This window comes from Brevibacterium sp. S111, assembly GCF_004745075.1.
GTDB lineage: Bacteria > Actinomycetota > Actinomycetes > Actinomycetales > Brevibacteriaceae > Brevibacterium.
The window spans coordinates 226,038-238,123 of sequence record NZ_RHFH01000008.1 but is presented as its reverse complement, the minus strand read 5'-3'; the positions used below and the strand labels follow the sequence as shown (position 1 = coordinate 238,123).

Here is a 12,086-nt window from a genome sequence, read left to right as displayed (position 1 = left end):
GCGGCCTATTGGCTTCGTAGCCGAGCCTCAGTCGGATAGCTCATGTTTGGACTAGGGCAGCCCCTCCGCCGGCTACGCCGGACCATCGGTGTGCCGCACTCGGCTCAGATAACCGCGCCGGGTGCAAGTCGGGTCCGATCAGCGGCCGGTGCGGTGCTGGAACAACCGACGCGTTACCCGTCGTACGTACCCCGCGAGTCGAGTCGAGAAACGTCGATTGATCTCTGTCTGAAGTTCTGCGTTCCGCTGAGTGAGTGACTGCACTTCTGATGAGAGTGACTCCACCTCTGACGAGAGGGAGTCAACCTTCTTTGTGAGCGTGCCTATCTTCGTACGATTCTTGCGCCCTGATGTGAACTGCTTGAGGTAGGCTCTCTCGACTTTCCCCAGTTTATGGCGAAGGTCGAACTCATCCGTATCAATGATCTGCGACCTAGCCACCAGAGAGTCCGCGACTGACTGGAAGTCATACCTTTGTGCACCGGCGTCTGAATTGAGCACATGGGCGCCCAACGCCTCATGTATGTAGGCGTACGTGGACATCAGATAGGCCGTGTACTTGGGGTTATCTTCGGGCGCCGAACTTGCCTGATCGAGGATCTGGAATGTTTGTTCAGCATCCCACTTATCGAACGGAAGCACGCGTTCCGGGTGTCCTATTGCCTCGTAGAAATGGGGAAGCTTGTCGTTCCACTCCAGAGCGACAGTAGGAATGCCAAATGAATAGGAGATGATCGAGGAGTGCATACGTATGGATGCAATCTTTGATCGGGTCGCGATCGCCTGGACAACCTCTCGGGTCGTTTGCGGGAGGATGATTTGCTCATCTGAGAGACCGTGTTTCTCGGCGAAGAATCGCAAAGTATTGTTGTCTCCCAAGCTCCCATTCGTGTACAGCTTGGGGGTCATTCCGTGGGATTCTGCGAGAGTGACAAGGGCGGCCAGGTACGACATTTCCTGCGAGAGTCCCCAGTCGCGCTGATTAGCTCTGAACAATCCGCCGCGCACTACATTGATCCCGATCGTGCCATCGGGAACGACATCAGTCATCCCATAGACAAACTTGGTCCAAGTTGCCGGATCCGCAACCTGTCGCACCTCGAATGCTGCATCCTTGGCTACTTCCTGGAAAAGAGGTAGATTCTCGCGAACAGACAGAGCTCGGACACAGCGCTTATTCACGATCTTGGCTATAGCGTCGACTTGACCATCGTCGGCACCCATATTGTTCAAGCCCATCGAGGAGAACACCACAGGAATCCCACGCTCGTCGGCTGCGGCGGTGATCCGGTCCATATACTCGTAGAATCCAAGATATGACTGACCGAAGAGCCCACCGCCGCCAAAGAAGATGGCATCACAGCGTTCGAGTTGAGATTCTTCGAAGCCCTTTAGCGACAGCGGAGCGAGCTCGTAGTCGTCGGAGCTAAGGCCATGGTTCTCTAGAGCAACTTCGAGTAGCGCGAGAAAACTGGTGCCAATGAGGTTGTCGCCGAAATTGTCGTCGACATAGGACACTGTTGCAATTCGTAGTGACGAAGCCATGCGTTGGACACCTTCAAGTGATCTGCTAGTCAGAAGTGAGGGATTCTAGATGAGTCGCGAGCGAGTCTAGCTGAACAGTGGACCAGATCGTATGAACAGGGCACCGGCAATAGATCCAAGATGTTGTGAAAGACGACGCTCGGGCGTAGTCGGCTCAGCTGAACGTCGACCACCACGACGTTGCGCTGCTCCTGCAGAACCTCGGCGGCACGGGCGTTGCCTGCCATTTCGAGCACCGCGGAATGGAAGTCGCGATCGGCCCGGAGCGTCGCCTCGGGGTCATCGGTTTCCGCCGCGGTCCTGAACTGAGTGAATCGGTCATCGAGGGTCTTTCGCGCTGCGGCATCGGAGCTCAGCGCGGCCTTGCGGGCAAGAGGAACCTCGACGATCATCCGCAGTTCGAAGCCGTCGATGAGGGAGTCGATGTCGGTCTCGAGGATGCGGATCCCGCGGTTGGGCTCGATGCTCACCGGCCCGAGGCGGGCAAGCTCAGCCGTGGCTTCTCTCACCGGGATGCGCGAAACGCCGAGCCACTCTCCGAGTGCGGTGGCCGAATGGAGGCTTCCAGGGGGCAGTTCGCCGTCGACAATGGCCTGACGTAGCCGTTCTGTGGTCTGTTGGGTCAGTGTCGGCCCACGATTGACGATTGACGTGCTTCGATTCTGCCACGTCAGCACCGCGGAGCCGATCCGCCGGGGCCCGAACGGAGTTTCGCGTCGACTGGCGGCCAAGAAGCGTCGAAGCGGTTTGTCAAGACCGTTTACAGATGTGAGTTGACGATGCGAGGCTGGGAAGACCGCTCACAGCGTGGCGGGACCCATGAGAGGTTTCGCGGGCGGTTCCACCGATGTTGAGGAGGAAAGAGCGATGAACAGCAGTCAGCTACGCAAGGTCTACGAACAGGGTGGCCCCTATGCCACCGTCTACCTCGAGGGCCGTGCTCCCTCAGCCGACGCCGACACGCAGATCCGCCTGCGCTGGTCGGAGCTGAGAGAGCGGCTGACCTCTGCCGGGGCAGGGGAGCCACTCCTCGAATCCATCGATGCGATCACCCTCGTCGACGAGCCCACCGAGGTGCACACAGACGGTCGGACCATCGTGGCGAACCCACAGGGAATCCTGCTCGACGAGCATTGGGACGCGGCACTGGGAGAGGGCGACGCAGCGCACTACGGAGACGTGCCCGAGCTCGGAGCCTACCTTCGCCAGGAGTGCCGACAGTTCGATGTCGTTCTCGTCATTGCCGGACAGGACGGAGCGACCGTCCGCGAGCTCAGCGTGACCCCGGATCGCGAACGCCGCGAGACCGATGGTGTCCACGTGACCGGCGACAATGACGAGGACATCAACAAACCCCGCCGGGGCGCGTACTCACACAACCAGATCCGGCGCCGTGTCGACGAGATCATCAAAGCGAACGCACGCAGCGTGTCCGACTTCGTCGATCGGCTCGTCACGGAGAATGCGCCCGATGTCGTCGTGCTGGCGGGAGAAGTGCAGGGCAGGACGGCCGTGAAATCCGAACTCTCGGTCCGGTCCGAGGAGCTGCTGCACGAGATCTCGGAAGGCGGCGACGATGATGACGGCGCCGAAGAGGCGATCGATGTGGCGGTGCGAACCCTCGTGACCAAGCTCGCCGAGGAGCGCGAAGCCGAGAACTCCGAACGGCTGTCCGAGAGCAAGGCCCATGACCGTGCGGTCGAAGGGCGCGCCGAAGTCGAGAAGGCAGTCGCACGCGGAGCGGTGGCGACTCTGCTGATCGATGACGCCGATGCGGCAGAAGGGGAAGCGGGAATCATCGCCGACGCGATTCAGTCTTCGGCGGAGATCGGACTCAGTCATGATCCGATGGCCGACGGCATTGCCGCGATCCTCCGATATGACGTTGCCTCCGCCCTGGCAGACTGAACCGGTGCTCGACGCTTTCGCGCACTGAGACCATTGGTCTAGGGGGATAGGTCCGTTCGAGCACTCCGCTCGGACGGACCTTTTCATGACCACGCCCCCACCTTTCGGTATCCAAGCGTAGATTGTATCCAAAGGGTTAGTAAACTGTGTAGAGTTGTCGATGACAGCCGATCTCGGCAGGCTGGAAGGACCCCCTGATGAACCGACCGACAGCGAACCGTTCGACACCGAAGCGCTCGAAGGCGCCCGACGGCGAGGTCATCCGGAAGAGCCGCACTCCGCGCCGTGTTCTCGTGCTCGGGGCGACCGGATACATCGGCGGTCGGCTGGCACCCCGTCTGCTGCAGGCCGGCCACGAGGTCCGGGTCGGGGTGCGACGACCGGCGAAGCTCGAGCAGGTTCCCTGGGCCGGTGAGGTCGATGTGAGCACCGTCGACCTCGACACTGGTCGCGGTCTGAGTGAGAGCCTCAATGGCATCGACACCGTCTATTATCTTGTGCACTCCATGGGCACCGGTGGGGATTTCGAGGCACACGAAGCCGAGGCAGCCAAGCGCTTCGTCCGTGCGGCCGCGTCCGCCGGCGTGCGTCGCATCGTCTACCTCGGAGGACTCCATCCGGAGGAGCGAGAGCTGTCGAAGCACATGCGATCGCGGGCGAACGTCGGTCGTATCCTGCTCGACTCCGAAGTCGACGCAATCGTCTTCAACGCCGGAATCATCATCGGCTCCGGCTCCGCCTCGTTTGAAATGATCCGCCATCTCGCGCTGACCCTCAGATGGATGCCGGCACCGGATTGGGTGGCCAACCGCGTCGAGCCGCTGTCGGTGCGCGACGCCCTCCACTATCTGGTCTCTGCCGCCGACGTGGACGGGTCAGTGAACCGGTCCTTCGATATCGGGTCGCGCCAGATCCTCACCTATGCCGAAGTGATGCGGACCTTCGCGAAGGTGGCGGGGCTGAAACCACGCCATGTGATCGCGCTGCCTCTCCCCGCCCCGACCCTGTCGGGCATCTGGGTCGGCCTGGTCACTCCGCTGCCGTTCAGCCTCACACTTCCGCTCGTCCAGTCATTGCAGGAGGACGCGGTGGCCTCATCGCACGAGGTCGACGACGTCATCCCTCCGCCGGAGACCGGGCTCATCGAGTTCGACGACGCCGTCCGACTCGCACTGCGTCGCGAAGTCGAAGGTGCTGTGGACACGAATTGGACCGCCGATGCCGGAGAGCTCGACGAGGCGGCCCAACCGCTGCCCAATGATCCGGAGTGGGCGGGCCGGCGCGTCTTCACCGATGAACGGTCGACGGTGATCTCCGGTGTGACGGCCGCCGAGGTATGGCCCGTGATCGAGGGCATCGGCGGGCCCAACGGATGGTATTCCTGGCCATTGGCCTGGAAGGTTCGCGGAGTGTGGGACAAAGCCGTCGGGGGCGCCGGCCTCAATCGGGGCCGGCGGGTGCCCGACACGCTGCGCATCGGCGATCCCGTCGACTGGTGGAGGGTCGAAGGGCTGGAGCGGAATTCTCGCCTGCTGCTGCGTGCCGAGATGAAGGTCTCCGGTCACGCCTGGCTCGAATTCACACTGACGGAGTCGGCCGAGGGCTGTGAATATCACCAGAAGGCGACCTTCATTCCCACCGGAGCGCGGGGTCACATCTATTGGGCCCTCGTCGCCCCCTTCCATCGGTTCATCTTTCCCGCCATGGTGAAGAACATCGCCGCCGAGGCGGCCGGTGAGGACGGCGCGAGAGTGAAGTAGCCGACTCGGCCGGATGTCGACGCCTCCCGGCCCGGGTCACTCGGGTGCTGCCGCCGTGATCTGCACTGAGAGGCCGTCGAGGATGAGCTCGAGGCCATCGGAGAAGTCGGTGTCCTGTTCGTTTTCGCTGCTGTCAGTGTCCTCGCTGCCGAATGCCTCGGCAGACAGCACCTCGGCGAGGTGCGGAAACCTCTCTGGGGAAATGACCTGGGCAAGAGCCGTGCCGTACTCGCGTTCGCTCTCAGATTTCGCCTGTCCGTCTTCTCGCCCTTCTTCGAGCTCTGTCTGAAGCAGAGCTGATTGGCGGACGAAGCCGCTGAGCAGGGTGAGTGCCGAGAGTCTCTCTTTCGCGGTCAGTGCCGTGGGGGAGAGCTCTGCGAGGCCCTGTTCGAGCCAGGCGACCTGGTTCGGCCCCGAGGGGGCGCGGTAGATCGGAACTCGGGGGAGCCAGGGGCGCTCCTGATACAGCGTCCACAGATCGCGTGCCCATGATCGAAGCCCCTCGCGCCAATCGCCCTCGGCCGAGCCTGGGTCGGGCGGTCGGCTGGCCGCATCCATCATGAGCTGGAGCAGTTCGTGCTTGGACCCGATGTGTCGGTACAACGACATGGCAGTCACGTTCAGCTCCAGGGCGACCTTGGGCAGCGTCGCCGCCTCAAGACCGCTGGCATCGGCGAGGCGGACGGCGGTGCTCACGACGGTATCCACGTCGAGGGTCGATTTCCGTCCTCGCTGCTGTGGGGCCTCCGGAAGTCTCCAGAGTCGTCTGAAGAAATCGGGAACTGCGTTATCGGTCATGCGCCCTCCACTTCCACCAGCATAGATATCATTCTACAAGGCCATATAGTTTAAGTCATATAGTTTCTATGATATTGTCATCCTCATGACTCAGAGAACAGCTTCACAGCAGCCCGTGCAGGCAGGGCGAGTGCATGATGTGGACGCCCTCAGGGGATTCGCCCTGTTGGGGATCTTCGTCGTCAACATCACGTTCATGGCTTCTGCCTATCCCGGCAACCTCGTCGATGATCCGAACTTCTCCGCACCGATCGACGCTGTCGTCCGGTTCCTTGTGGCGGCGCTGTTTTCGATGAAGTTCTACCTGCTCTTCTCTTTCCTCTTCGGCTACAGCTTCGTGCTGCAGATGGACGCCGCGGGCAGGGCGGGTGCGGCGTTCGTGCCGCGGATGCTGCGTCGGTCATTGGGACTCTTCATCCTCGGCGCAGGGCACATCGTGCTGCTCTACAGCGGAGACGTCCTCACCACGTATGCGGTGATCTGCCTGGTGCTCTTGGCGATGCATCACGTCCGTGATCGGACGGCGCTGCTGACGAGTGGGATCATCTACGCGTTGGTGACGCTGTCGCTCGTCATCAGTGCCGCGTTCCTCGACCGCTCGATGTTCATGCCCAGCCAAGACGAGGCACTCTCTCAAGCCGCTGCTCAGACCCAGACCATGCTCGGGGGCCCGATCGACATCCTCGGCCACCATCTGGCCGGGCTCGACCTGCTGGTCATCCAGGCAGCGTCCCTGCAGGGGCCAACCGCTCTGGCGATGTTCCTCATCGGAATGATCGCCGCACGGCGTCGGCTGTTCTCGAACCTGGGGGAGAAGTCGAGTCTCCTGCGGCGTATCCAGGTGATCGGCTTCGCGGTGGGTCTGCCCGGTGGAGTGCTTTTCGCGTGGCTCGGAGGCGACACCAACACGTGGGCCACTGCGGTGAGCGTCGTGACGGCCCCGTTCCTCAGCGCCGCATACGTGGCAACGCTCGTTCGACTCCTGCACGTTCCGTGGGGCGGCTGGCTGCGCAGAGTCCTCGAGCCGGTCGGGCGCATCGCCTTGACGAACTATCTCGGCCAGTCGGTGGCAGGGCTCATCCTGTTCTCCGGGATCGGCATCGGTCTGGCCGGCCGAGTCTCACCGCCGGTGCTCCTCGTGTTGGCCGTTGTGATCTTTGCGGTCCAGGCTGCCGTGAGTGCCTGGTGGCTGCGGTCGCACCGCTACGGGCCTGCCGAATATCTGCTGCGGCTGTTCACCAATTGGAGCCGGCCGACTCGTTCTTCATCCGGTCATAAGCAGCCAGCGCGGCCTGACGCGAGGTTCTGAGATCGACGATCGGCTCGTCATCCCCGCCTGAACGTTCTGCCTGGGTGAGGCCGCCCGGTCCGCGGCCCAACCACCTGTCGACGTATTCTCGATCCGGATCGAAGCGCTCGCACTGACGTTCGGGGTTGAAGATCCGGAAATACGGGGCCGCGTCGGCTCCGCACCCGGCCACCCATTGCCACGACACCGGATTGTTGGCTTCATCGGCGTCGACAAGGGTGTCCCAGAACCACTGTTCGCCGTGCCACCAGTGGATGAGCAGATTCTTCGTGAGAAAGCTCGCTGCGACCATCCGCACCCGATTGTGCATCCACCCGGTCTGCCACAGCTGAGCTATGCCGGCATCGACGAGCGCTATCCCCGTCGTGCCGTCCTGCCAATGCCCCAGCGCCTCGGGGTCATCCTCATAGGGGAAGTGCGCGAACTCCGGCCGCATCGGCTCGGTCTCGACGTGTGGCAGGTGGTAGGCCAGGTGCCAGGAGAACTCACGCCAATAGAGCTGCCTGATCCACGCGTGCCTGTCGTCCTCGCTCACCTCCGGCACATCCCAGGCCGATCTCAGCAGCTGCCGCGGAGAGAGTTCGCCGAAACGCAGTCGCGGTGACAGACCCGAGGTGCTGTCGGGATCGGCAGGGACATCATGAGCTTCGGCATAGTCGTCGATGCCCTCGCTCAGACTGCGAAGTCGTCGGGCTGCTTCCCGACACCCCGGCGACCAATGCTCGGCCACGGTCGTCGCCCACCATTGCGGAGTCCGGGCCGAGGCGAAGTCTCCGGAGCCCGTACCGGTTCCGTCGAGGAGACCGAGACCGTCGAGGTCACTCGCCCAGGAGTGCGCGCCCACCGACCTCAGCCGAGCCTCGGGCAGAGCCTTCTGCTGTGGAGGCGGTGGGAGAACGTCTCCGACCGTGCGATCGCGCACGGCCGTGAAGAAGGGGGTGAAGACCTTGTAGAAGTCGCCTTCCTGCGGACTGACAGTCCACGGTTCGACGAGCAGCGCACCGGAATGGGAGTGCGCCGCGCACCCGGCTTCGTTGAGCTGCGCTTTGATCTGCGCGTCGAGGCGGCGGGAGGCGGGCGCATAGCGGCGTGACCAGCGGACGGCATCGACCTCCAGGTCCGCGGCGACCTGAGGGATGATGTCGGCGGCGGAGCCCGCGGCGAAGAGCAGCGGGATCCCGAGCTGTGCCAGCTCGGCTTCAAGGACGCGCAGGGACTCGTGCGCCCACCAGCGTGCGGCCCCACCCAGCGGACGGGGCCCCAGGCCGTTGTCATCGCGGCGCTCTCTGATCCAGATGCCGATCACCTGCCCGTCGGCGCATGCCGCCGTCAGAGCCTCGTGATCGTCAACGCGCAGATCATCCCGGAACCAGACAAGGGTGAGGGGTTCAGGGCCTTCGCTCATCGACCGCTTCCTTTCATGCCCCGCAGGCGACCAAGGACACCGCGTCGCAGCAGACCCTGCGGCGGCGGTGACCAGATCGGGGTGCCTTCGACCCGCCAGGTGCCCAGCAGCTCGTTGGCCGCGAGGTAGCCGGTCGTCGCCGCGCGCTCCATGAGTGCCACGGGCAGCTCACACCGAATGTGGTCACCGGCCAGGACCAAGCCGGGCAGGGGTGTCGAGACTCCCGGCCGGTCGCTCCAGGGCCGGGTGTCGGTGAGCCCACAATCGGACTCGACGAGCAGTTCGCGGTGGAGGATCGCGCTCTGCCGCGTCTCCGGATAGACCTCGTACAGATCCGCCAGCAGCCGCTCCACCAGCTCATCGTCGGGCGGAAGGTCGGCCAGGGCATAGGCGTGGAGTTCGACCACGGATCCTGCATGGTCTTCCGCCCACCGGCCGGCACCGAATTCGAAGCGTTCGAGCACGGAGATGTTGTCGAGCAGATCGAAGCCGCTGGTGCCCAGGAACGCGGGACGGTCGGGGGAGACCGCCTCGGCGAACCAGAGCCTGAGCACCGCAAACGGTGGGGCGTTGCGCTGCCCGCCGACTCGGGCGAACCAGCCCGGCATCCCGTTCTCCCGGGCTCCGATACCGTGCGGGCCGGTCACGGCACCGTCGGTCTGTGACTCTGCCGTGGCGATGAGGCGCCGAGTCCCGGCAGGATCGGCGGCGAGGACGAGGGCATCGGATTCGACGACGCCGGCCGATGTCCCAACGCTCCAGCCGTGAGGCGAGCGGGCGATCGTCTCGGCCGCTGTTCGGGTCTCGATCCGCACGCCCAGATCCTGCAGATACCGCCCCAGCGGTGCCCACAGGGCAGTGTCGTAATCGTCGTCAGGCACGTCGAAGAGCAGACCTTCGGCCGAACCGGCGAAGTACGTGTGGAACATGGCGACGAGCTCACCGGCGGAGAAGTCCTCCGGGTCGGCGAAGAACGAGCGGGCGAAGACCTCGAGCGCGAGGTGCCGGGCCTGGTCGGGGAAGCGGAGGCGATCGAGGAACGCCGCCGCGGACTCTCCGTCATAACGGGAGAAGGATGTCGGAAAGTCGACGTCGATGAGCTCCACGGCCGCGGCGAGGTCGACCTGGGCCAGGCCCCGCAGGGGAAAGGTGGGGCTGGTGAGCACGAAGCCGAGGAGATTGAACGGGGGCGTCCGGGGGATCGAGGCGAAGGAATCGGTGGGGCCGCCTCGGCGGGTGAGCGGATAGTCGGGGATCGGTCGAAGACGATCGAGGCCGGGGTCGGCGCGGCTGAGCAGGTCGCGCAGGTTGTAGTACTGCCGAAAGAACGCGTGGAATCCCCGGCTCATCGTCCGATCGTCGTCCACCGGCCAGGCGCTGACACGTCCGCCGAGGCGGGGCCCGGATTCGAGAATCGTGACCTCGGCTCCGCGTTCGGCCAGAATCGTCGCGGCCGAGAGGCCGGCGATGCCGGCCCCGATGACCGTCACGGTCTTCGGGCGCAGGAGCCGGAGACGTCCCGGGGCGGCGGGAAGTCGGCGAGCATGGGGATCGCGCGGGGTCACTGCGCCTCCTCGCTGCGACGGTTGAGATTCCACTGCCAGAGCATGAGCACCGCTGTGATCATGGCGAAGCCGAAACCGAAGTCCTCGATGGGGATGTCGAAGGGGAAGCGGATGCCGAGGAACATGTCCGGGTTGTAGACGACGATCGGGTCGGACAGCTTCGTCAGCCATCCGTCGACGAGGCATTGGAAGCCCAGGCAGATGAACAGCGCGGCCCAGTACTTCGCGCGGCGGAAGATCCCGCTGCGGAAGACGAAAAATTCGAGTCCGACGACCACAAGCATGCCGATCACGGTCATCACGGTGTACTCAGCGATCATCGGATCTCGCCTTCCTCCGACGGGCGAGGCGGCGTTCGGCCCATCCGATGGTGGTGCCGACGGCTTCGTAGCTCAGCAGCGCGCAGACCGGGATGACGAGGAAGAAGACGAGCTCTTCGAGCGGCAGAGACCCGAGGTCGATCCCGGTGACGAACCGCGGATTGTAGGTCCAGTGATCGCGGGCGATGGCGATGATGTCCCAGGCGGAGAAGACGATGACGACCGGGAGCAGGGCCGTGAGCAGAAGCGGCCAGCGACGGTAGACCCGAGCCGAGAACACGAGTTCGAGAGGCAGCGTGATGAGCAGGCAGGCGGCCATGAGGCCGAGGTAGTCCCAGTGGCCGATCATGGATTCCTCTGCGGCGTGCGGGCGGGGCGAGCAGGCACGAAGAATCCGAGATCGATGTTGCGGATCCGGTAGCTCTCGATGAGCTCGTCCCACTCGATCGTGGGTTCGGTCAGCAGACGCGGGCCGCTGGCGAGCAGCCTATGGAGAAGCGCATCGGTTTCGAACAGTGCCAGCGGCTTTCCGGGGCAGCTGTGGGCACCGTCGCTGAAACTCAGCCCCGCGGCAGGGGCCGAGCCGCCTTGACCCGGGCAGATCGCCTCGGCGTCGTCTCCGTACACCTCGGCATCGACGTTGGCCGCGCGGACGCAGATGTCGATGAGGTCGCCTGCGGGGATGGTGGTTCCACCGGCGTCGCTGAGGTCGATGGCCGATGTGGCGCGTCGATAGAGGTGGCCGACGACGGGTTCGACACGGATGATCTCTTCGAGGAGGGCCAGCCGACGGGGCTGCTCGGCGGCGAGATACTCGCGTCTGAGCTGCTCGTCATCGAGCAGATGCCAACAGGCCATCGCAATGAATTCGCGGGTCGTGACCATCCCCGCAGTGCCATAGGTGATGCACTCGACGAGGATGTCACCGGTGCTGTACCCGGAATCGAGCAGATGCGAGATGACATCGCCGCGGTGGTCGCGTCTGTGAGCGCGGATGGCCGGGCGGACATCGTGGGCGAAGAACCGCAGGATGGGAACGACGCCGTTGACCGCGGCCTGCACCCATTGGCGTGTCGTCCTCCCCCAATCCGCTTTGGCGAGATCGACCGGCGGCTGGCGGAAGAAGGCGGCCAGCCGTGCGGCCATGCCGGCGGTATCGGACTCGGTGAGGCCGACCACCCGTGATGTCACGTCGACCGTGAAGTGCAGGGCCGCCTCGTCGAGTCGGCACCGCCCGGTGACCGCCGCTTCGTCGACGATCGTCTGCGCGGCGGCGGCGATGTGCTCGCCGTAGCGGTCGGCGATCACGGCAGGTGCGAAGAAACGGGCGACCTCCCGACGCTGCCGGTCGTGAGCCGCGCCGTCGGAGATGAGGATCGGATGGGCGCGGAAGAGTCCGCGGGGGATCTTCTCCGCAGTGAAGCCCGCCTGCGTCGACTGGCCCCGGGCCCGGAGCACCGCTCGAGCCGGTTCGAA

Annotated in this window: 11 protein-coding genes; 3 read left to right on the top strand and 8 right to left on the bottom strand. The window is 64.2% G+C overall.

Annotated elements, in window-relative coordinates; all coding sequences use genetic code 11:
• Positions 1-138 precede the first annotated feature (138 nt).
• Positions 139-1,545 carry a polysaccharide pyruvyl transferase family protein gene (locus tag EB836_RS11380; RefSeq protein WP_135540433.1) on the bottom strand — a complete coding sequence of 469 codons (1,407 nt, stop codon included), beginning with the start codon at positions 1,543-1,545 and terminating at the stop codon, positions 139-141.
• A gap of 29 nt (positions 1,546-1,574) precedes the next feature.
• Positions 1,575-2,222, bottom strand: coding sequence for a GntR family transcriptional regulator (locus tag EB836_RS11375; protein ID WP_167854436.1), 648 nt, complete (start codon positions 2,220-2,222; stop codon positions 1,575-1,577).
• Between the two features lie 190 nt (positions 2,223-2,412).
• Between EB836_RS11375 and EB836_RS11370 the strand changes: the two genes are divergently transcribed.
• Positions 2,413-3,453, top strand: a complete 1,041-nt coding sequence (locus EB836_RS11370; protein ID WP_135540430.1) for a Vms1/Ankzf1 family peptidyl-tRNA hydrolase — start codon at positions 2,413-2,415, stop codon at positions 3,451-3,453.
• A 197-nt stretch (positions 3,454-3,650) separates the two neighbouring features.
• Positions 3,651-5,213: an SDR family oxidoreductase gene (locus tag EB836_RS11365; RefSeq protein WP_135540428.1), complete on the top strand. Its 1,563-nt coding sequence runs from the start codon at positions 3,651-3,653 to the stop codon at positions 5,211-5,213.
• Positions 5,214-5,249: 36 nt separating this feature from the next.
• Here the strand turns inward: EB836_RS11365 and EB836_RS11360 are convergent, their stop codons facing one another.
• Entirely contained in the window at positions 5,250-6,011 is a 762-nt protein-coding gene (locus tag EB836_RS11360; RefSeq protein WP_135540426.1) for a TetR/AcrR family transcriptional regulator, read from the bottom strand.
• An 85-nt stretch (positions 6,012-6,096) separates the two neighbouring features.
• Between EB836_RS11360 and EB836_RS11355 the strand changes: the two genes are divergently transcribed.
• Positions 6,097-7,320 carry a DUF418 domain-containing protein gene (locus EB836_RS11355; RefSeq protein ID WP_135540424.1) on the top strand — a complete coding sequence of 408 codons (1,224 nt, stop codon included), beginning with the start codon at positions 6,097-6,099 and terminating at the stop codon, positions 7,318-7,320.
• On the opposite strand, the gene EB836_RS11350 is transcribed toward EB836_RS11355, so the two are convergent.
• The 5 genes from EB836_RS11350 to EB836_RS11330 are packed head-to-tail and all read right to left on the bottom strand — an operon-like array spanning position 7,247 to position 12,068.
• Positions 7,247-8,725 (bottom strand): deoxyribodipyrimidine photo-lyase, encoded by a 1,479-nt coding sequence (locus tag EB836_RS11350; RefSeq protein ID WP_135540422.1) that lies wholly within the window; start codon positions 8,723-8,725, stop codon positions 7,247-7,249. The genes EB836_RS11355 and EB836_RS11350 overlap by 74 nt on opposite strands.
• Positions 8,722-10,290 (bottom strand): FAD-dependent oxidoreductase, encoded by a 1,569-nt coding sequence (locus EB836_RS11345; protein ID WP_240689890.1) that lies wholly within the window; start codon positions 10,288-10,290, stop codon positions 8,722-8,724. The genes EB836_RS11350 and EB836_RS11345 overlap by 4 nt, the downstream gene beginning before the upstream one ends.
• Entirely contained in the window at positions 10,287-10,610 is a 324-nt protein-coding gene (locus EB836_RS18490) for a lycopene cyclase domain-containing protein (RefSeq protein ID WP_135540418.1), read from the bottom strand. Before EB836_RS18490 ends, EB836_RS11345 begins: the two co-directional genes overlap by 4 nt.
• Positions 10,600-10,956, bottom strand: a complete 357-nt coding sequence (locus tag EB836_RS11335) for a lycopene cyclase domain-containing protein (RefSeq protein ID WP_135540496.1) — start codon at positions 10,954-10,956, stop codon at positions 10,600-10,602. Before EB836_RS11335 ends, EB836_RS18490 begins: the two co-directional genes overlap by 11 nt.
• On the bottom strand, positions 10,956-12,068 hold the full coding sequence (locus EB836_RS11330) for a cytochrome P450 (protein ID WP_240689889.1): 1,113 nt from the start codon (positions 12,066-12,068) through the stop codon (positions 10,956-10,958). Before EB836_RS11330 ends, EB836_RS11335 begins: the two co-directional genes overlap by 1 nt.
• Between the last annotated feature and the right edge of the window lie 18 nt (positions 12,069-12,086).

Coding starts and splice junctions, on each gene's coding strand:
- EB836_RS11380 (WP_135540433.1), bottom strand. CDS start 1,545: ATGGCTTCGTCACTACGAATTGCAACAGTGTCCTATGTCGACGACAAT.
- EB836_RS11370 (WP_135540430.1), top strand. CDS start 2,413: ATGAACAGCAGTCAGCTACGCAAGGTCTACGAACAGGGTGGCCCCTAT.
- EB836_RS11365 (WP_135540428.1), top strand. CDS start 3,651: ATGAACCGACCGACAGCGAACCGTTCGACACCGAAGCGCTCGAAGGCG.
- EB836_RS11360 (WP_135540426.1), bottom strand. CDS start 6,011: ATGACCGATAACGCAGTTCCCGATTTCTTCAGACGACTCTGGAGACTT.
- EB836_RS11355 (WP_135540424.1), top strand. CDS start 6,097: ATGACTCAGAGAACAGCTTCACAGCAGCCCGTGCAGGCAGGGCGAGTG.
- EB836_RS11350 (WP_135540422.1), bottom strand. CDS start 8,725: ATGAGCGAAGGCCCTGAACCCCTCACCCTTGTCTGGTTCCGGGATGAT.
- EB836_RS18490 (WP_135540418.1), bottom strand. CDS start 10,610: ATGATCGCTGAGTACACCGTGATGACCGTGATCGGCATGCTTGTGGTC.